This window comes from Haloprofundus salinisoli, from assembly GCF_020097815.1.
Classification (GTDB): Archaea; Halobacteriota; Halobacteria; order Halobacteriales; family Haloferacaceae; genus Haloprofundus; species Haloprofundus salinisoli.
On the sequence record NZ_CP083663.1, the window covers coordinates 325,293 to 345,373 of the forward strand.

Consider the following 20,081-nt stretch of genomic DNA (forward strand, 5'->3'; position numbering starts at 1 on the left):
TCCTCGCCTATCATGAGTCCTCGGAGAGTTCCCGGTCGATATCTTCCTGCGTGAAGTCGAAGAACGCCTCGTCGTCCGGAAGGTCGACGTCGAACACGTCGAGTTTCCGGCGCTTGCCCTCCCGGTCGAACGCGCGCCAGTCGTTCCACCCGTACGGTGCGCCGATAATGATGTGAGCGTCGCCGTTGCCGAACGTCGCGAGGTCGGCGTCGCTCGGGCGGAGCACGCCGTTTGGATGCGAGTGAACCGACCCGACGGCGTTTCTGTCGTTCGGGACCATGCTCGTCCTGACCGTCGCGCTCACCGGATTCGATTCCGTCCCCGGGATCACCAGCACGTCGGTGATGACGGTGCCGTCGCGGTTCAGCCCGAGGTCGCGGGCGTCCTCGCCGCGGAGAAATCCCATGTACTCGTTGGGATGGGTCTCTTCGGAGGCTTCGAGGACGAATTCGAGCGTCTCGGCGGCGATACCGAGGATCTCACTCGACCGGAAGAGCCGCATAGCACACACTCCTACCCGTCGCCATCTAAGGGTTCCGGAAGGGTCGTCGCTCTCGGGCGGCGACCCGACGAGCTATCGAGACAGGATGTAAAGCTTAAGGCGGGACCCCCACGTAGCACGCCCATGACCGATGACACCGCCGGAGATTCCGGCGCAGGGTCAGATTCGAGACCCGTCGTCTACGATCTCGCTCCCGACTGCACCGTCGCCGACGTGGAGACGGACGCACGCTACCACGCCGTCGTCAACGGCGTCGTCGACTACGGCGTCTTCGTCGACATCTCCGACGGCGTCTCCGGACTCGTCCACGAGTCGAACCTCGGGGGCTCGTACAGTGTCGGCGACAGCCTCGTCGTCGAACTCGTCGAAATAAAGGAGAACGGCGACATCGCCTTCGACGAGGCCGACGTCGACGACTACCGGACCGAGACCGTCGACCACGAACCCGACATCACGTCCGTCGCCTCGCTGACCACCGGCACCGACGCGACCATCGAAGGCCGCATCGCGCAGATCAAACAGACCGGCGGTCCGACCATCTTCCACGTCGCCGACGACACCGGCATCGTCTCCTGCGCCGCCTTCGACGAAGCCGGCGTCCGTGCCTACCCCGAAGTCGGCCTCGACGACCTCGTGCGTATCGACGGGCGGGTCGAAACCCACGACGGGACGACGCAGGTGGAAGTCTCCTCGCTCGCCGCGCTCGACGGTGAGCGGGCCGAGACCGTCCAAGACCGTCTCGACGCCGCGATGGCCGAACGAGCGGAACCGCACACCGTCGAACCGCTCGTCGAGTGGCCCGCGTTCGAGAAACTCCGCGACGACCTCCGCGAGGTCGCCCGCCTGCTCCGCCGGACCGTGCTGGAGGGCCGCCCGATTCGCGTCCGCCACCACGCCGACGGCGACGGCATGTGCGCGTCGATTCCGGTGCAGTTCGCGCTGGAGAACTTCATCGCCGAGGTTCACGAGAACCCCGACGCCCCGCTGCACCTGTTCAAGCGTCTCCCGAGCAAAGCGCCGTTCTACGAGATGGAGGACGTGACGCGCGACCTCAACTTCGCGCTCGAAGGACAGGCCCGTCACGGCCAGAAACTTCCCCTCCTTCTGATGCTCGACAACGGCAGCACCGAGGAGGACGTCCCCGCCTACCAGAACCTCGCACACTACGACATGCCCATCGCCGTCGTCGACCACCACCACCCCGACCCGGAGGCGGTCGAACCGCTGCTCGACGCCCACGTCAACCCGTACCTGTACGACGAGGACTACCGCATCACCACCGGGATGATGTGCGTCGAACTCGCGCGGATGATCGACCCCGACATCACCGACGAACTCCGCCACGTCCCCGCCGTCGCCGGACTCGCGGACCGATCGAAGGCCGAGGTGATGGACGAGTTCGTCGCGCTCGCCGAAGAACAGGGCTACGACCGCGATGACCTCGGCGACATCGGCGAGGCGCTCGACTACGCCGCCCACTGGCTGCGCTACAGCGAGGGCAAAGCGCTCGTCAACGACGTGCTCAACGTCGGCTGCGACGACGACGAGCGCCACCGCGAACTCGTCGAGTTCCTCTCGGCGCGCGCCGAGCGAGACGTCGCCGACCAGCTCGACGCCGTCGAGGACCACGTCGAACACGAGCGCCTGAAGAGCGACGCCCGCCTCTACACGGTCGACCTCGACAACTTCGCGCACCGATTCACCTACCCCGCGCCCGGGAAGACGACCGGCGAACTCCACGACCGGAAAGTCCGGGAGACGGGCGAGCCCGTCATCACCATCGGCTACGGACCCGACTTCGCCGTCCTCCGCTCGGACGGCGTCCGCCTCGACATCCCGCAGATGGTCGCCGAACTCAACGACGAGGTGAGAGGCGGCGGCGTCTCCGGCGGCGGCCACCTCGTCGTCGGCTCCATCAAGTTCGTCAAAGGCATGCGCGAGGAGGTCATCGACAGCCTCGTCGAGAAGATGGCCGAAGCCGACATCGACGACGAACTGTCGAGCACCGCGGCGCTCGACTGAGCAGGCGACTCGACTCACTCGAACTTTATCTCTCTCGCTCCGACGACGACGGCCAGCGCCGCGGCCGCGACCACCGCCACGCCGATACCGACGGGGAACGGTCGACGCCCGCCGTCGTCGCTTGCCCGCCAGTCGGCGGTGAACACTCGGGTGTAGTAGCCCGCCGCCCCTTCACCGTCGAGGGCGACGACGACCTCTCGGTTCTCGCGCGCGGAGTGATTGTTCCAGTTGAGACTGCCCACAAGCGCCGTCTCGCCGTCGACGACGACCCCTTTTGCGTGCACCTTTCCGTATCGTCCCCGTGGGTCGGCGAGGCGGACCGACAGGGGCGCGTCGGTCCGGTCGGCCCACTCGTTCAGTTCCGCCGCCAGCGCTTGGTTCTCCCCCTCGACGTACCACGCGCTCGACAGCAGGATTCGGACGCGGACGCCGCGTTCTGCGGCCCGCGTCGTCGCCCGGACGAACGGCTGTCGAGGACCGCCGACGGTCGGTTGGAGCACGTCTATCGACTTCTCGGCCCCGTCCAGCTCGGCGACGACCGCATCCTCGGCGTTTCCGGGGGCGGTGAGCAGTCGCACGCGCTCGGCGCGGACGGAACGGTGGTCGAACTCGCCCGCGTACGAGTCGCTCGCGGGGTCGGGGTCGACGAACGTCGCGTTGCGGCGGTGTTCGGACCACCGCTTCGCGTCGCGCCAGCCGGCGTCAGCCTCGAACACGGCAGCGAGCTCGTCGGCCGTCTCCGCGTCGTCGATTCGGACCCCCCAGCCTCGGCTGTCGCGGCCGCCGGTGCCGCCGGGTTTCCAGTTCTCGGTGAGCACGAGCGCCGAGTCGTCGGCGACGGCGTACTTGGCGTGGTGGTAGCTGTACCGCGCGCGCTCGCCGTGGACGACGCGTATCTCGACGCCCGCGGCCGCGAGCTCGTCGAGCAGTCGGGCCTGCCGCTTCGAGACGCCGCCGACTGGCCCCCCTTCGACCAGAACGCGCACGTCGACGCCGCGGTCGGTGGCCCGTCGGAGCGCTGCTACGACGCGTTCGGAGGTGACGGTGTAGCCCGCGAGCAGGAGTCGGTCGTCGGCCGCTCGGAGGGTTTCGAGGGGGAGTTCGGGAGAGTCGGGGAGGACGAACGCCGTCGTGTCGGCCGGTCCCGTCTCGACGACCGGCCGGGGCTCGAAGCCGCGCGGCCGCCACTGTGGGTCGGCGTCGCGGAGCCAACGCTCGCCCTCCGGCGCGCGGCCGTACGTGACTTCGTCGACGACACGGCCGTCGCGTCGGAGGACGAGACGCTCACCCGCGTTCGACAGCGAGAGTGTGGCCTCGACGACCGGTACGTCTGTCAGGTTCCGGGCGGCTGCAGGGTCGGACGCGAGTGCGACCCGACCGGGTGAGGGGAGCGAAACGGTCGACTCACCGTCCGAGAGCGTCCAGTTGCCGCCGCCCTCGATGTCGACGGCGACGAACTCGCCGGCGTCGCCGTCGTGGACGGGGTTCGGATACAGTTCGACGATGCGGCCGGAGGCGTTCGTCGCGTCGTCCGCGCCCGTCGCGTCGCTCGGCTCGGCGGCACTCGTCGGCACCGCCGCCGGCGACGCCACTCCCGCGCAGACGGCGAGCAGACAGCAGACGACCGCGAGACGCCGGAACACGGGACGGGGTGGTCCCGTCTCCGGGGATAAACGTTCGCTTCGGTGTTTTTTTGCCTCCGACAGACGGTGAGACTGTCATGGTCACTGTCGACATCGTAACCGGTCTCGAACTGGCGGGCTACGCCCTCGGCGCGCTCGGCGGCGCGCTCGTCTTCATGGAGTTCTTCCAGGAACCGACGTACGTCGAGTACGACCCGGACTTCAACGGCTACACTATCGACATCTCGCCGCAGGAGGTCCGCGAGCACACGTGGCTCGGCCGTGTCGGCGGCTTCTCCATCGCACTCGGATTCGCGCTGCTGTTCCTCTCGACGTTTCTCGCGTGAAAACTGAGACCGCCTCCCCTTACGCCGTCGGCGTCGTCGCTTCGAGCGACTGCTTGGCCTGCTCGACTTCGTGCTGGACGATGAACGAGTTGTCGTCGGTGTGTTCGGCGACGGCTTCCAGCGCCTTCTCGGTGCCGATCTGGCGAAGCGCCCAGGCGGCGCTCGCGCGGACGTTCGGACTCGCGTCGTCTTCGAGCGTGTCGGCCAGCGGTTCGACGGCGCGAGTGTCGCCGATGAGACCGAGCGCGCGTGCGGCGTGCGGTCGGACGTTGTCGTTCTCCATGACGAGTTTGTCCGCCAGCGGCTGCGTCGCCTCCTCGCTGCCGATCTCGCCGAGCGCCTTGAACGTCACCTTCTGCAGGGCTGGGTCCTTGTCGGAGTCGACGTAGTCGACGAGCGTCTCGACGGCGTCGAGCGCGCCCGTCCCCATCTTACCGAGCGCTCTGATGCTCGGTTTGTCGCGCTTCTGTGCGCGCTGGTGCATCGCGTCGAACGCGCGGGCGTCGTTCATCCGCGTGATGGCTTCGAGACAGTGCTTCTCCATGAAGTCCGACTGGAGGCTGTCGAGCGCGAGCAGCACCATCTCGACGTTGCCGCGCTTCTCGTGCTCCTTCAGCGCGCTCCACTCCGGCGGGTAGTCCTTGTAGTGGCCGAGCACGTCGTAGAAGCCCTCGACTTCGAGCTGTTCGCGCGTCTCCAAATCGTCCCACTCCTGGGCGTCTTCGAGGTCCGACTCCAGCAAGTCGGTCGCTTCCAGGAGCGCCGCGATGGTCTCTTCGTCTTCGTCGGCGTCGAGAGACGCCGATTCGACGGTTTTCTCGACGGCGTCGAGCGCCGAGACGAGGTCGCTCTCGTCGCCCGTCGAGACGGTTGCGTCGATGACGGCGTCGCTCTCGTCGTCCTCCTCGAAGATGTCGGCGACGGTGTCGAGAAACGACTCGACGGCCTCTGCGATCTCGCTCTCGCCGCGGTCGGTCCACCGGGTGTCCTCGATTTTCGTCTTCGCGTTCTCTACGTCCTCGACGACGTCCTCGGCGTACGGCCCGCGCTGGGATTCGAGGTCGTCACGCAGGTCGGAGAGGCGCGATTCGAGCTCCTCCTGCGGGCTCTCCTCGTCCTCGTCGTCGGGTTCGGACAGCTCTGCCGCTTCGATATCGGCGGCGATGATCTCCAGTGTCTGTTCGACCTCGTCGAGGTCGGCTTCCGTCTCCGCCGCGTCGAGTTTCTCCTCGGCGGTGTCGAGGCGCTCGTCGAGGCTCTCGGGCGTAATCTTGGAGGATTCGTCGGTGGCCGACTCCTCGTCGGGCGCCTCGGTGGGCGTCTCGTCGTCCCCGTCAGTCATATGCTGAGTCTCCGCACGTGCGTCAAAAGAGCGTTTCCCTTTGGGCCCCCCACGACGGAGAGAAAACTGCGGCCACGACCCTACCCGCGCGGGACCATGACGAACCCGCGCCGTTCGTGGCCGCTGCCGGTCCAACACACTATGATAATGACCAGCATGGTACTAGTACACATCCAACTATATGCATCTATCGCGGTGTATCAACATCGACGAACCACAGTTTGTCTGACCGAATGAGGGGAGTATCGACCCCACGACGACCGGTATCGCATCCGCGGCCTCATCGGACGGTACTCGATGGGGTAGAACGTTTCAGTTCAGTGCGAACAGATTGACGACTTGTCGGAAAGTATTTTTTGGAAAGCCGAAAAAGGATTTTTGTAGACTCAACTTTTAAGTGAATGGCGTCCCTACGAAGGAGTGCTATGAGTACCCAGAAGACCGTCCGTCAGCCTGCCGACGAGGTGGAGGAGACAGCGCTTCGTATCGACAAGGACAAAGCCGAACAGATTATCGACGCGCTGAACACCGACCTCGCCAACGCGTACGTCCTCTACCACCAACTGAAGAAACACCACTGGAACGTCGAGGGCGCGGAGTTCCTCGAACTCCACCGCTTCCTCGAGGAGGCGTACGAACACGTCGAAGAAGGCGCGGACATCATCGCCGAGCGCGCACAGGCGCTCGGCGGCGTTCCCGTCGCCGGTCCGTCGAACCAGGAAGAGCGCGCCACCGTCGAGTTCGAAGGCGAGGACGTTTACGACGTCCGCACCTCGCTGGAGAACGACCTCGAAATGTACGGTGACATCATCGAGGACCTGCGCGAGCACATCCAGCTCGCCGGTAACCTCGGCGACCCGGCGACCGAGGAGATCCTTCGGACCATTCTGGTCGAAGTCGAAGAGGACGCCCACCACATCGAGCACTACCTCGAGGACGACACGCTGGTGCTCGAAGAAGCGACGCACTGAGACGAGGGCCCGTCGGCCGACCGGACGATTCTTTTCTTTTTTCACTCCCGCAGCGACGGCCACGCCGCTCGAAGGAGCAAGGTGCGGAGCCGCAGGTCCGTCCGGTGTCCGAGGAACGGTGAGGAGAGACGAAGCGCGGAGGTGACTTCGCCGGAGGGTTCGAGGAAACTACCGCTCGAGAGCGACGGTGAAGTCGGTCGCTATCCAGCCGTCGTTGTTTCCGTCTTCGGTGAATACGGTTCGGTTCTGTGAGGTTTGACACGCCGAAACGGAGAACTCGGGGTCCACCGGGCGGGCGGAGTCGTCGTCGCGGGCGTCGGAAACAGCCATGGTCGTGTTAGGTGAGCCTAAAGCAAAATATGTTTTGGTTGCCCTAAACCGAATTCGGTAGCGAACATCGCCGACCGAGCGGCGGAACGAGGCCGCAGACGCGCCGATAGCGGATTCAGATAGCCAGCCACTCGGTCGAGAGCGATCGGTCGGGGAAGCGCCACCGATGCTCCGGCGTCTCGTCGCAGACTCGAAGTTCGACGACGGCGTCGAAGGACTCTGCGAGTTCGTCGACGAGCGGGTCGTCGCACGGGACCGAGAGGTGGTAGTGTGCCATACCGGAGACTGAGTTGACTCGTCCGCCGACGACGCTGACGAAACGCCGAACCGACTGGACGCCGTTTTCGTCGACGAGCGGCGAAAGCGAGTCGAAGCAGAGTCGGAGTTCGCCGGTGTCGAGCCCACCCGACATCTCGAACGCCGTGATGGCGTCGCCGATGGCCCACGATAGCGACCCGAGGTCGTCGGCTTCGACGTACTCTCTGGAGACCGGGCCACCGAGGCTCGACCCGGAGAGCCCTTCGGTCACCGCCGGACTACGGACCACCGCCGACTGCGAGACGACGCGGACCGAGTCGGTATCCTGCGAGCCGTTTCCGAGGCGCTCGTGGGTGTAGACGCCGTCGGTGAAGACGAACAGTCGTTTCCGCGACTCGGTGAGTGCGTCGCCGAGAAGTCGTCGAGTGAGGGCCTGTCGGGCGTCGAGCGCTGCGGACCCGACGACCAGGATGTTACACCCCCGGCGCTTCAACTCCGAGAGGGTCTGGGTGACGGAATTTTGCCCGGGAGCGTTCATTATTCGAAGAGAGACGACCGTGTGTACAATAAATATTGTGGGTATGACGTACCGACGAGTCGACAGTCGTTTTGTAGATGCCCTCGTAGCACCCACGATGACGGATTCGCTGTTCAGTCCCCTGACTCTTCGCGGGACGCAGATTCCGAACCGTGTGATGGTTTCACCGATGTGTCAGTACTCGTCGCCCGACGGCGTCGCCACCGACTGGCACCGCGTCCACCTCGGGAGCCGAGCGGTGGGCGGGGCCGGTGTCGTGATGACCGAGGCGACGGCCGTCTCGCCGGAGGGGCGCATCTCGCCGGACGACCTCGGCATCTGGACGCAGGAGCAGGCGGACGCGCTCGCGCCCATCGCGTCGTTCATCCGCTCGCAGGGGAGCCAGCCGGCGATTCAGCTAGCTCACGCCGGGCGGAAGGCGAGCACTCATCGGCCGTGGGACGGCGGCGGTCCCGTCGCGCCCGACGAGCGAGGGTGGGAGGTGTACGGACCGACCGACGAACCGTGGCCGCGCGAGGAGTCGTATCCGAAGACGCACGCACTGGACGCCGACGACCTCGAAGCCGTCGTCAACCAGTTCGCAGAAGCCGCAAAGCGCGCGCATCTCGCCGGGTTCGAGATAGCCGAGGTCCACGCGGCCCACGGCTACCTCCTCCACGAGTTCCTCTCGCCGGTCACCAACACCCGCGAGGACGACTACGGCGGCAGTTTCGAGAACCGAACGCGACTCGTCCGCGAGGTCACCTCGGCGGTCCGGACCGTCTGGCCCGACGATAAGCCCGTGTTCGTCCGCATCTCGGCGACCGACTGGTTGCCGGACCGCGAGTCGTGGGACCTCGAACAGTCGGTTCGCCTCGCACCGCTGCTTCGAGAGGTGGGTGCCGACCTCGTCGACGTGAGCTCCGGCGGTGTTCACCCCGACCAACAGATCACGAACACGGGCGCGGGTTACCAGGTCAAGTTCGCCGAGTCCATCCGCGAAGAGAGCGAGATGCCCGTCGGCGCAGTAGGCAAAATCACCGAAGCCGAACAGGCCGACCAGCTGATTCGGAACGAACGCGCCGACCTCGCCGTCGTCGGCCGCGAGTACCTCCGAGACCCCTACTTCACGCTCCACGCGGCCGAAAAACTCGGTGTCGACGTCGACTGGCCGGTGCAGTACCAGCGAGCGAAGCCGCGGTAACCCGCTTCGCACGGAGCGCGGACCGTCCGGGAGTTGCGCCCGACTCGGTTGCGGACAAAGCCTTATTCAGGTCAGGCGACCAACGCGAAGCTATGAGCCGCCGCGACGACGACGACCTCGAAGACCTCCTCGGGGAGTTAGAGGAGACGCTGTCGGAACTCCGATCCGAACTCCGCGAGGAGCGAGCCCCCCGCCGCCGACCCTTCGAACCGCCGACGCCGAGAGATATCCTCCGGTTCACCGAGGAGTACACCATCCCGACGGTCATCTCGACGCTGGAGGCGACGATTCAGGCGCTCGAACTGTTCCAGCGACTGCTGCGCCTGGCCGACCCCGAACGCGCGATACGCGAGGAGAGTCGGACCGCCCGCGAAACGACGCGTCGCCGCGCCGACGACGTGGGTCGCGTCGCCGTCGACGGATTGGAGCGCGCGCTCTCGGAGCTTCAGCGCGCGCTCTCGGAGGCAGACCTCCCCGAGGACGGCGAGTCCCGCGACATCGTCGAAGAGGCCCGTCGGCTCTCCAGAGACATCGAGGACCGCCTCGCCGACAGCCAGCGACGCTCCCGCAACTCGGGACGGCGCGACCGCTCGACGGACGACCGAACGCGGGCGAATCGGGAGCGAGACGGTCGGATGCGGCGAAACGATCGCAACGATGGGCTCAACGACGGAGCGGTCAGAATCGACGTCAGCGACGAGGAGAGCGACGACGCCGACGACGAACACGAGGAGCCCGAAGACCCCGACGACGCGCCGACAGTCGACATCGAGTCGGAACTGGATTCGATTCGTGACGAGGTCGAGCGGGCCGAACGCGGCGAGGAGCCCAAACCCGAGGGTGGAGAGGAGCCGAAAACCGAGGACGACGAGGAGTAGCGACTCGGCACCGAACTGGCGAACAGACGGTGAATCGAAGCGCACGACGGGTCACCGTACTCCCGCCTCGGCCGCCGTGGGCGACTCGTCAGGCTACTCGGGAGGGTGGCCGCCCCTTCTCTCAAAAACGTTCGCGGACGTTCGCGGTCAGCAGCAACAGCAGGGGGAACAGCACGGCGAGCAGGTGTATCGGTTTTCGGTGGTCGATTCGGCACAGCAACCGGCTTCGGCACAGTCGTTCGATGGCACGAGTAGTACTACGCCCGCCGCCGCCATATATTGGACAGTTTAGTGATATAAAGGAGCTTTCCGCGCGGAAACCCGCCGGCTACGTTTACCCGCCGTCGGTGCGTACCGGACCCCAATGACGGACGCGAACGGCGAAGACTGGCAGACGCTCTGGCATCGACTCCACGAGACGCTCGGCGGGAAGTGGGCGTTCCACGTGCTCCGGTTACTCTCCGAACGGGACGCCGGATTCAACGAGATGCGCCGCGAACTCGACGGCGTGACGGCGAAGACGCTCTCGAAACGACTCGGGGAGCTCCGCTGCCACGGCCTCGTCAGTCGGAGCGTCGAGGCGACGTCGCCGCCGCGGACGCGCTACGCGCTGACGCCGGAAGGAGAGCGGTTCGTCTCCGTGCTTCGAGACGTAGAGTCGCTGGTATCGGTCGCCGACTGCGGATGCGGTCGGGAGTGCGAAGTGCTCACCGTCGACGCCGACGCGACGGCGACAGTCTGCACTGAGGGATGCTAACTCAACGAACGGGGCGGAACCGGTAACCGTCCCACTCCTGGCTCTCCTTCTCGCGGATACCGGCGTCGGGGTCGCGGAGTTCCTCGGCGTAGACGGGTTCGACTTCGTCGCCGATCGCCACGTCCGGATTCTCGTCGTCGACGTCGAGTTGGCCGATGGCGCCGACCGGTTCGCCGTCGACGTCGAACTCGACGATAGCCAGCGAGTTCGGCGCGCGGACGCCCGGCGGCGTCGCCGTGCTCGTCGTCCACGTGACGATAGTGGCGGTGTACTCACTCAGGTCGACAGTGTCGACCGGTTGCTCGCCGTCGGGACCGAGCGGGTGCGGCGGGTAGGTGATGCTGCCGTCGGAGTAGCGAGCCGCTTCCATGGGTGGGGTGTCGTCGTGCGCGTCGCGTTCGGTGGTTTCGCTCATCGTTCCGCCTCCAGAATCGTCGTCGTCACGCAGTTACCGAAGCCGCCGACGTTGCAGGCCAGGCCGGTGTCGGCGTCGACCTGTCGGTCCCCGGCGTCGCGCGTGAGCTGTTTGTATATCTCGTACACCTGCGCGACGCCCGACGCGCCGAGGGGGTGGCCCTTCGACTTGAGGCCGCCGGAGGTGTTGATGGGAAGGTCGCCGTCGCGGTCGGTGACGCCCTCCTCGACGGCCTTCCAGCCTTCGCCTTTCTCGAAGAAGCCGAGGTCCTCTGACTGGAGGAACTCGAGGATGGTGAACATGTCGTGCAGTTCCGCCACGTCGACGTCGTCGGGGCCGAGGTCGGCCATCTCGTAGGCGATTTCGCTGGAGTTGGCGACGCCACCCATCGTCGTCGGGTCCGCGCGTTCGTGGACGACGTGGGTGTCCGTCGCGCCGCCGATACCCGAGACGACGGCGTACTCGTCGGTGTACTCGCGGGCGACCGACTCGGGACAGAACATGAGCGCCGCGCTCCCGTCGGTGATGGGGCAGAAGTCGTAGAGTCGAAGCGGGTCGGCGACGACGGGCGACCCGAGGACGGTGTCGAGGTCGACCTCCTTTCTGAACTGCGCGTGGGGGTTGTCGACGCCGTTCTTGTGGTTCTTGACGGCGACCTTCCCGAGGCTCTCGCGCGGCGCGTCGTACTCGTGGAGGTAGAGTCGTGCGGTGAGTCCCGCGAAACTCGGGAGCGTGACGCCGTGTTTGTACTCGACGGGATGGGTGAGCGAGGCGATGACGTCGGTGGATTCGGCCGTCGTCCGGTGGGTCATCTTCTCGCCGCCGACCAAGAGGGTCATCTCGCTCGCGCCGGAGGCGACCGACTGCCAGGCGGCGTAGGTGCCCGCACCGCCCGACGACGAGGTCTGGTCGATACGAGCGGTGTACGCGGGCATCGCCGCGAGGTCGTGCGCGAGGGCGTTCGAGATACCGGTCTGGCCCTCGAACTCGCCGCTGGCCATGTTCGAGACGTAGAGGTGGTCTATCGCGTCCGGTACGACGCCCGCGTCGTCGAGACAGCCCCGCCCGGCCTCCGCGAGCAACTCGCGGATCCAGGCGTCGCGCTGTCCGAACTGGGTCATCGACGCACCGATGATCGCTACGCGTTCCATACCGGACGGGTGCGTGCCACCCGCTTACCGATTTCCCTTCTGGAACGTCGCGCGCGTCTCAAACGGTTTAACCTCCTCGCGGACCGAACGGTCGGTATGCGCACCGCAGACGCCGCCGCCACCGCCGGCACCGTCGTCAGTCTCGTGCTCCTCGTCGTCGTCGCGGTCCCCTACCTCGTCGTCACCAACCCGGCGGCACCGCTGTCGGCGTACTACGCCGCCGGCTCCGTCGGTGCGAACAGCGTCGGGTTCCTCTCGGTCATCGCCGCCGTCGCGTTTCTCTCGGGGACGCGCGGCAACGCCGAACCGGATTTAGTCGCGGGTATCGCCGTCGTCCTCGGGCTCGCAATGGTCGTGCTCTCGCTTCTGTGGGCGACGACCATCGATTCGACGCTGCTGTTCAGCTTCCCGCCGGAAGCCGCGTGGATACAGTACCACCGCTGGGCCGTCGTCGCGCTCTCGGCCGTGGTCGCCGTGGTCGCCGGCGTGTACGCCCGCGAAGTGGTCTGAGTCGAATCGGCGTCCGACCGCCGCGCCGTCACCGTGTTCTCACGAGACGAGAGTCGAAAGGCCCTTAAGCCGGACCGGAGTATTTTGGGGTGGACTAGGTCGGGCAGTTAGGCCCTGCTCTCCTACCCGCCATAGAGTCTTTAGCGGGGACCGAACGTCGGGCGCGTCCGGTCAGACCGGCGCGGGCCCCGGGAGCCAACGTAGAAACCTCGTCCTGCGGGGACAGCGGTTTCGTGGCGCTCGTCCGCAGGGGCGAACCGTCACGATTCATCGGCGGTACTGGGTCAGGCGCGGAAGCGAGCAGCCCACCGTCGGACGTGCGTCGCTCGCTGGATCGCGGGGTGGAGGAGGCAACCGGGATTCCCCGTGCCGGAACGCCGGGCAACCCCGACTGTCCGCACTCATATCTCATATCCACCGTCCCCCGAGCGACCGCATCCGGCGGCCGCCGGCGACGGCGACCGCGTACTATACTCCGGAACCCATAGGTCCGGCTGTTCCTAACGACGAGCCATGAGCGAATCCAGCGCCGACGACGTGGAGGCGCGCTACTACGAAACTGCCGACGAGCGCGTCGTGCGGTTCTCGCGCGAGGGACAGACGGCCGCCATCGCACAGAACGTCGACGGCTACGCGATGTTGAAGGTCCGACCGACCGGCGACAGCGCCGAACTGGAGCGCTACTACGGCTTCGACATGGCGCTCGACCACGCCGCCGAACTGCTCGGCGTCTCGGCGCACGAGCTGCCGGTGCCGGACGACGCCAGCGACATGGGGATGTGAGCGAGTCGAGAACGACCCGAGAGCGGGCGAATCAGCGGCCCCAGTAGAACCGCGGCGCGAGGAACATGTACGCCAGCGCCAGAAAGAGGAGACCGAAGGCGAACCCGCCGCCGAGACGGTGCGGGAACAGAATCGCCAGCGCCTGCACGACGCCCATCACGAGCGCGTCCTGGGTGTGCAGGTCGGGGTACGGAATCGTCGTCACCATCAGGACAGCGAGCAAGGCGGTCAATCCGACGAGCGGGAACGGGTCGGTGAACCCGACGAGCACGCCCGCGGCGAGAACCGTCGCCGCGAGCGTCGTCGGGACGCCGCGCGTCTGGTCGGAGTCGGCGTCGTAGGCGGTGTACATCCCGAGACGAGTGACCGCCAGTACGACGAACAGCGCCGCGACGGCGACGGCGACGACGACGCGCAGAGAGTCGAACCCCCACACCGCGCGGACCGCGGCGACGACGACCATCGCGGGAGCGACGCCGAACGACGCCACGTCGGCCAGCGAGTCGAGGTACGGCCCGGCGTCGGTGCCGCCGTAGCGCCGCGCGAGCACGCCGTCGAGGCCGTCTGCGATGGCGGCCAGCAGAATGAGCCTCGCGGCGAGGCCCGGATAGACGCTGGCGGTGGCGACGGCGAGAAACCCCAGGCCGGCGTTGCCGACGGTGACCACGTCGGCGATACCCAACCGTCCGACGACGAACCGGGGGTGCATAGTTTCGGGGTTGCGGAGGCGCGGTATACGTTTTTTTATCCGTCGTCGGGGCCGCTGATGGCGCGTGCGTCGGCGGGCTGTTCGACGACACGTCCGTCGACGGTTCGACGCGCAGACCACGCCGCCTTTATCCGACCGGTACCGAGGGCAACGTATGAAGCGACGCGCGTTTCTCGCCGCGGTCGGGGCTACCGGACTCACGGCGCTTGCGGGCTGTGGCGGCGTGAGCGGACAGGGGGAGGGCCAAGAGTACGACGTCGGGATGACGGCGGTGGCGTTCGACCCGCCCGAGATCACGGTTTCCGTCGGCGAGGAGGTCGTCTGGCAGAACACGAGTACCCGAGACCACACGGTTACGGCCTACGAAAACTCCATCCCGGCGGAGGCCGACTATTTCGCCAGCGGCGGCTACGAGGACGAACAAGCCGCCCGCGACGCGTGGCGTAACCGAGACAGTGCGATCAACAACGGCGAGACGTTCGCGCACACCTTCGAGGTACCCGGACGGTACGAGTACGTCTGCCTCCCGCACGAGCGAAGCGGGATGGTCGGGACGGTTATCGTCGAGGAGAGTTCGGCCTCCGGGAATCAGTCACAGTCGAGCGATCAGTCGTAGTCGAGCGACGGCTCTGAGGTTCGACTCGGAAAAATTCGTGTTCGCGGCGGGAAGCCGACTCGTTCGGCTTACTCGGCTTCTTCGGCGACTTCTTCGGCCACGTCGGACTCGTCGACGTCGACGGCGGCCTCCTCTTCGGCTTCGACCTCTTCGGGACGCGCCTCCAGCGAGAGCTTCTGGACCTCGACCCGGCGGAGCGGGTAGATGGTCTTCGCCTCGCCGTAGATGGCCGAGGAGAGTCGACCCTCGACGATGCTGTCGATGAGCTGCTCGAAGCTACGGTCCTCGGCGGCCTCGTTGACGAGGTCGATCATGACCCGCCGAATCGCCTGCTCTTGGCTGCGGTCGGCCTTCTTCGTCGTGAACGCCACGGGCTGGACCTGGACGCGGTAGTCGTCGGTCGTCAGGACGGTGACGTTCGCCTCGACTTTCGAGGCGCCGCGGCGAACCAGACTGCGCAGGTAGTCGCGCGTCAGTTCGTGCTGGATGAACTCGGTGTACGCCGAGTCTGAGCCCACGTCGTTGATCTTGAACGTGAGCTTCGTGTTGTTCGCGCCGGCGTCGTCGGTGAGTTCGCCGAGCGTGGTCTCGATGGTGCGTCCGTACACCATCTCCGGTTCCTCAGCGACGGTCTTGCCGAGTTCGGCCCGGTCGAACTGCTCGGGCGCGAGCACGGAGTACCATCGCTTGCCTCGTTTCTGCTTGGATACTGAACGTTCGCTCATGTTGTGTCTCTAGCTGCGTCGATGACGGTCTCTGCGACCGTCAGGTTCACCACGTAGTCGTCGACCGTGGCCTGTAGGCCGCCGGTCGTCTCCCGCTCGATGACGGTGACGATGCGATTTTCACTCACTGTCGTCGTCATCTCGTCGGTGTCGTCGGGGGCGAGCGCGGCGGCGACGAGCGCCGCCTCCTCGTGCGTCGTCTCGACGCGGGCGGTTCGCGCACTCGTCGTCTCACTCATGCGCGAAGCGCCTCCCGGAACGCCGCGGTGAACGGATGTTGGTCTGTCGTCGATGCGTCCGATGTGGTCGGTGCGTCCGTCTCCTCCGTGTCGAAGCGCGCTTCGCCTTCGTCTCCGCGTCCGTAGCCCGCGCCGCCGAGTTCGGCGGCCGCCGTCGCCATCGTCTGGCCCAACTCGCAGGAGTCGATGCTCGCGGCGGCGGCGACGCCGTCGCCGACGACGAGCACGACCGGTTCCGGCGACCGGAAGTCGCGGACCAGTCGCGCAATCGTCGCCACCGCGCCGAGCGAGTCGGCATCCACGCCCGTTCGCACGACGAAACAGTCGGCGAATCTGGCGGTGTCGGCCTCGCGCAGGACGGTGTGGGCTTCGAGCGCGTGGTTGCGCCACGCGTCGAGCGCGGCCCGCCGCGTCGCGTCGGTAGCGTGACCGAGCGCGAGCGCGACGCCGGTTCCGGGGCGTTCCCGGGCGACGGTGCAGAGCACGTCCGCGTAGCCTTCGACCGTCTCGAAGGGGCCGTCCGGCGTCGCGTACGGACGCAGGACGCGGTCGAGCGACTCGACCGCACGCGGCGTCGCGTCGTCGGCCCCTGTCGCGTCGAGCGCGGCGAGGGAGGCGACGCGGCGGTGCGCGTCGGCGTCGAGTTCGGCCGGCAGGCTCGCTTCGGCGAGCATCGCCCGCGCCGCCTCCACGTCGCCGGAGTACGGCGCGGAAAGCAGCGTCGAGTGGGCGAGGCCGTCGGCGATCTCGCCGACCGGCACGCCGACGCCGGGACGTCGCGTCACCCCGGCGGCTTCGGCGGCCGACCGAATCGAGTCGTAGGCGTCGTCGGCGAGCGACTCGCCGGCCGCGGCGACGCCCGCGAGTGCGAGCGTCGAGTCCGGCGTGTCGCCGAGTTCGCGCGCGGTTCGGTACGCCGCGAGCGTCGCCGGCGAGTCGTCACCGGGGACGGCGAGCGACGCCGTCGTCGCGCCGACGGAGACGACGGTATCGTTGTCGTCGACGACCGTCGGATTCGGCCGGAGCTGGACGTGGAACGGAGTGTCGGCGCTCCGCAGCGCACGCGCGAGGATGCCACTCGCGGCCAGCGAGTCGCCGTCGGCGCGCGCGACGACCCGGACGAACGGGGCGTCGGCGAGTGCCGAAGCGACGGCGGCGGGGGCGGTCTCGGCGTTGGCGGAGCGCGCAGTCGACATCTCAGATTATTCGAGGAGTTCGACGGCGACGTCGTAGCTGTAGCGGAACGACGGGTCGAGCGCGTCGCCTCGGTAGTAGTTGACGAGACGGCGAATCTTCGACTCGGTGTTCTGCAGGGCGCGACGGTTCTGGTGGTCCTGCGGGTTGCGTTGGACGTGCTCGCGGAGGCGAATCGCGCGCTGCATCAGGTTCTTGAGGTCCTCGGGAAGGTCGTCCGAGGCGTCGTTCTCGTCGAGAATCTCGGTGATTTTCTTGCCGGTCGCGAGCTTGACGTTCGGGACCGGGGTGCCTTTGACGCCTTCGTCGCGCAGTTTCAGGCCGATGACGCTTGGGTCGTGGCCCTGCTCTGCGAGTTCGACGACGCGCTGTTCGACGTCGTCCGCGTCGACGTCACTCCACTCGGGGGCTTCGTCTGTCGCCGGGCGGTCCGAACCGGACGAGCCGCGGCGACGGGTGTGCATTCGTGCCATAGTTCGAAATTGGAACGGCACTGACCGCAGAAAGCGTGACCGACGGCTGTCGGTGCACTTCCGCAATCCCAAGCCCGGAGAGAGAACCCGGGCGAGTCAGAGTTGCGGCCGTGCTGTTCCCACAGGTGGGTACCCCCCTCGGAGGTTAAACCGTTTCGACTCGTCGCGGTGGACTCGCGGGCGTCGAGGACGCGATGGTCGCCCGACGGCGTGCGGATGTGACGCACGCGCTCTATGAGTCGAAGCCCTTATTACTCGGTCTGAGATACGTGAGAGTGCAGACGAGGGCTCGTAGATCAGTGGTAGATCGTTCCCTTGGCAGGGGAAAGGCCCGGGGTTCAAATCCCCGCGAGTCCATCTTCTTCGGTCGTTTCACTCCCTCAGTCTATGGGCTCGCGTAGTCACACTCACTCGCTTCGCTCGTTCGCGTGACCCCCACGAGTCCACTCGAACTGCTTTCTCGGGGAGCGTTTGACAGTGAGCGCCCCGTTCGAGCAGCGCCCGGGTTTTTGCGACTACTTCGAGTAGTGCACGTCGCAGTTGCCGGAACGGCTGGATTCGCCGGCCACGAACCCGACCGAAAACCGAGTCGGCGACCCGTCGCTACGAGCGGACGACGGACGCGACGCGTTCAGTCGTCGGACTCCGCCGCCGGAAGCGTGCAGTGAAACGTCGTCCCTTCGCCGAGTTCGGACTCGAACCAGATGTCGCCGCCGTGGCGTTCGACGATGCGCTCGCACAGCGCCAGACCGATTCCCATGCCGGCTCCCTCCTCCCGCGTGTGGAGGCTCTGGAACACCTCGAAGACGCGGTCTGCGCCGTCGGAGTCGATGCCGATGCCCTCGTCACTGACCGAGACCCGCCACTTGTCGTCCAGCCGCTCCGCCGAGACGTGCACCCGCGGCGGCGCTTCGCCGCTGTACTCGAGGGCGTTACTCAGCAGGTTCTGGAACAGCTGTCGGAGTTGGTTGGTATCACCCTCGACGCGGGGGAGCGACTCCGCGTCGATATCGGCGTCGGACTCCTCGATTTTCACTCGAAGGTTCTCGCGGACGTCCTCGAAGACGGCGTCCAACGACACCGGCTCCAAGGGACTGCCGCGCGTGTCGATACGCGAGTACTCGAGCAGCCCCTCGATCATGTCGTTCATCCGGTTCGCTCCGTCCATCGCGTACTCGACGAACTCCTGTCCGTCCTCGTCGAGGTCGTCGGCGTAGCGGCGCTCGATGAGCCCGAGGAAACTCGACACCATCCGCAGCGGTTCCCGCAGGTCGTGGGAGGCGGCGTAGGCGAACTGCTCGAGCTCCTCGTTGGACTCCTTGAGCTCTCGTTTGTACACCTCGCGCTCGAGTTCGTTGCTCACCCAGTTGCTGAGCAGGCTGATGAACGACACCTCCCAGTCGGAGAACTCCTCGGTTCGGGCCTTCATCCCGTAGAAGCAGAACGTCCCGTACACGTTCCCGTTGACGATGACCGGCGTCCCGAGGTAACAGGAGATGCCCCACTCGGGGTCGACCAGTTCCGGTGCCTCCGCCTCCACGTCCTGCAGGACGAGCGTCTCCGCCGTCTCGACGACGCGCGAACAGTTGGGGAGCGTCGAGAGCGGCGTCGTGTCGCCCGATTCGAGGCCGGACCCCTCCGGCGTCGCCACGTGCTCGAAGATGTACTCGCCGGCGCTCTCGTCGACGCGCGAGAGCGTCGCGAACTTGGTTCCGACCGTCGTGCGAACCACCTCGAGAAGCGATTCCATCTGCTGGGAGAACGGCCGGTCCGTCGCCGACATCACCTCGCTGGCGCGTCGGAGGGCCTGCTCCCGCTTTTCGAGTTCCTGCTGTCGCTCGTCCGGATTGGTGACGTCGTGGGCGTACACCGAGAGGCCGGTCTCGGAGGGGTAGATGCGCATCTCGAACCAGCTCTCTCGGGGCGGGTAATGCGCCTCGAACGTGACGGGGTCCTGCGTCTCCATCGCTCGCTCGTGCTCCCACTGGAACGGGGTGTCGGCCATCTCGGGGAACTCCTCCCAGATGACCGTCCCGCGGAGTGTCTCGATGTCCCGCCCGAACAGGGTTTCGGCTCGGTCGTTGAGGTACGTGAATCGCCAGTCTTCGTCGAGCGCAAAAACCGCGTCGGAGACGCGCTCGAAGACCGCTTCGGGAGAACTTTGACGAGGATGTTCACCCGGCGTCTCGGGGTCTGTCATTGGGTGTACTCACTGGTGGAGCAATATGGGCATTACGCACGTCTCTTGTAGCTCGTTCCGATCTCCTCCCGTGCTCCTCTCGCTGTGCGGCGACCGCTGAAGCAACTGCTCGCCGTCGACGGCGGAGCGTTCGGGCTGTGGACCGGCCGGGGCGTCTACGCCGCCCATCTCGGTACCGTCGCCTACCGAGGCGTACTGAACGCGACCGACGGGCGGTACGGAGACGAGAGTTCGGATACTCGAGGCTCACCCATCGAAGCCGAACGTGAAGTCACGCCGTTGCGTCGTTTTCGCTTTCGAACCTAAAGCGTGTATT

The 20,081-nt window shown here is 66.6% G+C and carries 23 protein-coding genes, 1 tRNA gene and 1 other RNA gene; 12 read left to right on the forward strand and 13 right to left on the reverse strand.

Annotated elements, in window-relative coordinates; all coding sequences use genetic code 11:
* Positions 1–10: 10 nt before the first annotated feature.
* Positions 11–502 (reverse strand): Mov34/MPN/PAD-1 family protein, encoded by a 492-nt coding sequence (locus LAQ73_RS01740; protein WP_224269539.1) that lies wholly within the window; start codon positions 500–502, stop codon positions 11–13.
* A 123-nt stretch (positions 503–625) separates the two neighbouring features.
* On the opposite strand from LAQ73_RS01740, the gene han reads away from it, so the two are divergent.
* The gene (gene han, locus LAQ73_RS01745; protein ID WP_224269540.1) at positions 626–2,524 is read left to right on the forward strand and encodes a Hef-associated nuclease; all 1,899 of its coding nucleotides are present in this window, start codon (positions 626–628) and stop codon (positions 2,522–2,524) included.
* Between the two features lie 14 nt (positions 2,525–2,538).
* Here han and LAQ73_RS01750 read toward each other — a convergent pair whose 3' ends face one another.
* Entirely contained in the window at positions 2,539–4,167 is a 1,629-nt protein-coding gene (locus tag LAQ73_RS01750) for a phospholipase D-like domain-containing protein (RefSeq protein WP_224269541.1), read from the reverse strand.
* A 77-nt stretch (positions 4,168–4,244) separates the two neighbouring features.
* On the opposite strand from LAQ73_RS01750, the gene LAQ73_RS01755 reads away from it, so the two are divergent.
* On the forward strand, positions 4,245–4,493 hold the full coding sequence (locus LAQ73_RS01755; protein WP_224269542.1) for a hypothetical protein: 249 nt from the start codon (positions 4,245–4,247) through the stop codon (positions 4,491–4,493).
* A 19-nt stretch (positions 4,494–4,512) separates the two neighbouring features.
* On the opposite strand, the gene LAQ73_RS01760 is transcribed toward LAQ73_RS01755, so the two are convergent.
* Positions 4,513–5,835, reverse strand: a complete 1,323-nt coding sequence (locus LAQ73_RS01760; protein ID WP_224269543.1) for a HEAT repeat domain-containing protein — start codon at positions 5,833–5,835, stop codon at positions 4,513–4,515.
* A gap of 425 nt (positions 5,836–6,260) precedes the next feature.
* Here LAQ73_RS01760 and dpsA point away from each other — a divergent pair, with 425 nt between their 5' ends.
* Positions 6,261–6,806, forward strand: a complete 546-nt coding sequence (gene dpsA, locus LAQ73_RS01765; RefSeq protein WP_224269544.1) for a DNA starvation/stationary phase protection protein DpsA — start codon at positions 6,261–6,263, stop codon at positions 6,804–6,806.
* 168 nt (positions 6,807–6,974) lie between these two features.
* Here dpsA and LAQ73_RS01770 read toward each other — a convergent pair whose 3' ends face one another.
* Complete coding sequence (locus LAQ73_RS01770; protein WP_224269545.1) at positions 6,975–7,136, reverse strand: hypothetical protein; 162 nt, start codon at positions 7,134–7,136, stop codon at positions 6,975–6,977.
* Positions 7,137–7,251: 115 nt separating this feature from the next.
* Complete coding sequence (locus tag LAQ73_RS01775; RefSeq protein WP_224269546.1) at positions 7,252–7,932, reverse strand: DUF7504 family protein; 681 nt, start codon at positions 7,930–7,932, stop codon at positions 7,252–7,254.
* Between the two features lie 97 nt (positions 7,933–8,029).
* Between LAQ73_RS01775 and LAQ73_RS01780 the strand changes: the two genes are divergently transcribed.
* The 3 genes from LAQ73_RS01780 (at position 8,030) to LAQ73_RS01790 (ending at position 10,750) form a co-directional block, all read left to right on the forward strand.
* On the forward strand, positions 8,030–9,115 hold the full coding sequence (locus tag LAQ73_RS01780) for an NADH:flavin oxidoreductase/NADH oxidase (protein WP_224269547.1): 1,086 nt from the start codon (positions 8,030–8,032) through the stop codon (positions 9,113–9,115).
* A 92-nt stretch (positions 9,116–9,207) separates the two neighbouring features.
* Positions 9,208–9,993, forward strand: coding sequence for a DUF7547 family protein (locus LAQ73_RS01785; RefSeq protein ID WP_224269548.1), 786 nt, complete (start codon positions 9,208–9,210; stop codon positions 9,991–9,993).
* Positions 9,994–10,357: 364 nt separating this feature from the next.
* Positions 10,358–10,750, forward strand: a complete 393-nt coding sequence (locus LAQ73_RS01790; protein WP_224269549.1) for a winged helix-turn-helix transcriptional regulator — start codon at positions 10,358–10,360, stop codon at positions 10,748–10,750.
* Between the two features lies 1 nt (position 10,751).
* Here LAQ73_RS01790 and LAQ73_RS01795 read toward each other — a convergent pair whose 3' ends face one another.
* Both LAQ73_RS01795 and LAQ73_RS01800 read right to left on the reverse strand, forming a co-directional pair.
* The gene (locus LAQ73_RS01795; protein WP_224269550.1) at positions 10,752–11,165 is read right to left on the reverse strand and encodes an OB-fold domain-containing protein; all 414 of its coding nucleotides are present in this window, start codon (positions 11,163–11,165) and stop codon (positions 10,752–10,754) included.
* Positions 11,162–12,316 (reverse strand): thiolase family protein, encoded by a 1,155-nt coding sequence (locus LAQ73_RS01800; protein WP_224269551.1) that lies wholly within the window; start codon positions 12,314–12,316, stop codon positions 11,162–11,164. Before LAQ73_RS01800 ends, LAQ73_RS01795 begins: the two co-directional genes overlap by 4 nt.
* 96 nt (positions 12,317–12,412) lie before the next feature.
* Between LAQ73_RS01800 and LAQ73_RS01805 the strand changes: the two genes are divergently transcribed.
* From LAQ73_RS01805 to LAQ73_RS01815, 3 genes are all read left to right on the forward strand, one after another.
* Positions 12,413–12,826, forward strand: a complete 414-nt coding sequence (locus tag LAQ73_RS01805) for a DUF7548 family protein (protein WP_224269552.1) — start codon at positions 12,413–12,415, stop codon at positions 12,824–12,826.
* An 87-nt stretch (positions 12,827–12,913) separates the two neighbouring features.
* Positions 12,914–13,227, forward strand: an RNA gene (ffs, locus tag LAQ73_RS01810) — signal recognition particle sRNA.
* A gap of 112 nt (positions 13,228–13,339) precedes the next feature.
* Positions 13,340–13,609, forward strand: coding sequence for a DUF7111 family protein (locus tag LAQ73_RS01815; RefSeq protein WP_224269553.1), 270 nt, complete (start codon positions 13,340–13,342; stop codon positions 13,607–13,609).
* 31 nt (positions 13,610–13,640) lie between these two features.
* Here the strand turns inward: LAQ73_RS01815 and LAQ73_RS01820 are convergent, their stop codons facing one another.
* Complete coding sequence (locus LAQ73_RS01820; protein WP_224269554.1) at positions 13,641–14,318, reverse strand: protein sorting system archaetidylserine synthase; 678 nt, start codon at positions 14,316–14,318, stop codon at positions 13,641–13,643.
* 154 nt (positions 14,319–14,472) lie between these two features.
* On the opposite strand from LAQ73_RS01820, the gene LAQ73_RS01825 reads away from it, so the two are divergent.
* Positions 14,473–14,934 (forward strand): cupredoxin domain-containing protein, encoded by a 462-nt coding sequence (locus LAQ73_RS01825; protein WP_224269555.1) that lies wholly within the window; start codon positions 14,473–14,475, stop codon positions 14,932–14,934.
* A gap of 68 nt (positions 14,935–15,002) precedes the next feature.
* On the opposite strand, the gene LAQ73_RS01830 is transcribed toward LAQ73_RS01825, so the two are convergent.
* Genes LAQ73_RS01830 through LAQ73_RS01845 form a run of 4 tightly spaced genes read right to left on the reverse strand, consistent with a single transcriptional unit; the run spans position 15,003 to position 17,565 of the window.
* Positions 15,003–15,659 (reverse strand): 30S ribosomal protein S3ae, encoded by a 657-nt coding sequence (locus tag LAQ73_RS01830; protein ID WP_224269556.1) that lies wholly within the window; start codon positions 15,657–15,659, stop codon positions 15,003–15,005.
* The gene (locus tag LAQ73_RS01835; RefSeq protein WP_224269557.1) at positions 15,656–15,898 is read right to left on the reverse strand and encodes a KEOPS complex subunit Pcc1; all 243 of its coding nucleotides are present in this window, start codon (positions 15,896–15,898) and stop codon (positions 15,656–15,658) included. Before LAQ73_RS01835 ends, LAQ73_RS01830 begins: the two co-directional genes overlap by 4 nt.
* Positions 15,895–17,094 carry an exonuclease RecJ gene (locus LAQ73_RS01840; RefSeq protein ID WP_224269558.1) on the reverse strand — a complete coding sequence of 400 codons (1,200 nt, stop codon included), beginning with the start codon at positions 17,092–17,094 and terminating at the stop codon, positions 15,895–15,897. Before LAQ73_RS01840 ends, LAQ73_RS01835 begins: the two co-directional genes overlap by 4 nt.
* A gap of 6 nt (positions 17,095–17,100) precedes the next feature.
* The gene (locus LAQ73_RS01845; protein ID WP_224269559.1) at positions 17,101–17,565 is read right to left on the reverse strand and encodes a 30S ribosomal protein S15; all 465 of its coding nucleotides are present in this window, start codon (positions 17,563–17,565) and stop codon (positions 17,101–17,103) included.
* Between the two features lie 285 nt (positions 17,566–17,850).
* Between LAQ73_RS01845 and LAQ73_RS01850 the strand changes: the two genes are divergently transcribed.
* Positions 17,851–17,922 (forward strand) — tRNA-Ala (locus tag LAQ73_RS01850).
* Between the two features lie 274 nt (positions 17,923–18,196).
* On the opposite strand, the gene LAQ73_RS01855 is transcribed toward LAQ73_RS01850, so the two are convergent.
* Complete coding sequence (locus LAQ73_RS01855; protein ID WP_224269560.1) at positions 18,197–19,765, reverse strand: sensor histidine kinase; 1,569 nt, start codon at positions 19,763–19,765, stop codon at positions 18,197–18,199.
* 84 nt (positions 19,766–19,849) lie between these two features.
* On the opposite strand from LAQ73_RS01855, the gene LAQ73_RS01860 reads away from it, so the two are divergent.
* On the forward strand, positions 19,850–20,071 hold the full coding sequence (locus tag LAQ73_RS01860) for a hypothetical protein (protein WP_224269561.1): 222 nt from the start codon (positions 19,850–19,852) through the stop codon (positions 20,069–20,071).
* The last annotated feature ends 10 nt before the right edge of the window (positions 20,072–20,081 follow it).

Coding starts and splice junctions, on each gene's coding strand:
- LAQ73_RS01840 (WP_224269558.1), bottom strand. CDS start 17,094: ATGTCGACTGCGCGCTCCGCCAACGCCGAGACCGCCCCCGCCGCCGTC.
- LAQ73_RS01855 (WP_224269560.1), bottom strand. CDS start 19,765: ATGACAGACCCCGAGACGCCGGGTGAACATCCTCGTCAAAGTTCTCCC.
- han (WP_224269540.1), top strand. CDS start 626: ATGACCGATGACACCGCCGGAGATTCCGGCGCAGGGTCAGATTCGAGA.
- LAQ73_RS01830 (WP_224269556.1), bottom strand. CDS start 15,659: ATGAGCGAACGTTCAGTATCCAAGCAGAAACGAGGCAAGCGATGGTAC.
- LAQ73_RS01775 (WP_224269546.1), bottom strand. CDS start 7,932: ATGAACGCTCCCGGGCAAAATTCCGTCACCCAGACCCTCTCGGAGTTG.
- LAQ73_RS01845 (WP_224269559.1), bottom strand. CDS start 17,565: ATGGCACGAATGCACACCCGTCGCCGCGGCTCGTCCGGTTCGGACCGC.
- LAQ73_RS01770 (WP_224269545.1), bottom strand. CDS start 7,136: ATGGCTGTTTCCGACGCCCGCGACGACGACTCCGCCCGCCCGGTGGAC.
- LAQ73_RS01785 (WP_224269548.1), top strand. CDS start 9,208: ATGAGCCGCCGCGACGACGACGACCTCGAAGACCTCCTCGGGGAGTTA.
- LAQ73_RS01780 (WP_224269547.1), top strand. CDS start 8,030: ATGACGGATTCGCTGTTCAGTCCCCTGACTCTTCGCGGGACGCAGATT.
- LAQ73_RS01805 (WP_224269552.1), top strand. CDS start 12,413: ATGCGCACCGCAGACGCCGCCGCCACCGCCGGCACCGTCGTCAGTCTC.
- LAQ73_RS01755 (WP_224269542.1), top strand. CDS start 4,245: ATGGTCACTGTCGACATCGTAACCGGTCTCGAACTGGCGGGCTACGCC.
- LAQ73_RS01835 (WP_224269557.1), bottom strand. CDS start 15,898: ATGAGTGAGACGACGAGTGCGCGAACCGCCCGCGTCGAGACGACGCAC.
- LAQ73_RS01815 (WP_224269553.1), top strand. CDS start 13,340: ATGAGCGAATCCAGCGCCGACGACGTGGAGGCGCGCTACTACGAAACT.
- LAQ73_RS01795 (WP_224269550.1), bottom strand. CDS start 11,165: ATGAGCGAAACCACCGAACGCGACGCGCACGACGACACCCCACCCATG.
- LAQ73_RS01790 (WP_224269549.1), top strand. CDS start 10,358: ATGACGGACGCGAACGGCGAAGACTGGCAGACGCTCTGGCATCGACTC.
- dpsA (WP_224269544.1), top strand. CDS start 6,261: ATGAGTACCCAGAAGACCGTCCGTCAGCCTGCCGACGAGGTGGAGGAG.
- LAQ73_RS01820 (WP_224269554.1), bottom strand. CDS start 14,318: ATGCACCCCCGGTTCGTCGTCGGACGGTTGGGTATCGCCGACGTGGTC.
- LAQ73_RS01800 (WP_224269551.1), bottom strand. CDS start 12,316: ATGGAACGCGTAGCGATCATCGGTGCGTCGATGACCCAGTTCGGACAG.
- LAQ73_RS01740 (WP_224269539.1), bottom strand. CDS start 502: ATGCGGCTCTTCCGGTCGAGTGAGATCCTCGGTATCGCCGCCGAGACG.
- LAQ73_RS01825 (WP_224269555.1), top strand. CDS start 14,473: ATGAAGCGACGCGCGTTTCTCGCCGCGGTCGGGGCTACCGGACTCACG.
- LAQ73_RS01760 (WP_224269543.1), bottom strand. CDS start 5,835: ATGACTGACGGGGACGACGAGACGCCCACCGAGGCGCCCGACGAGGAG.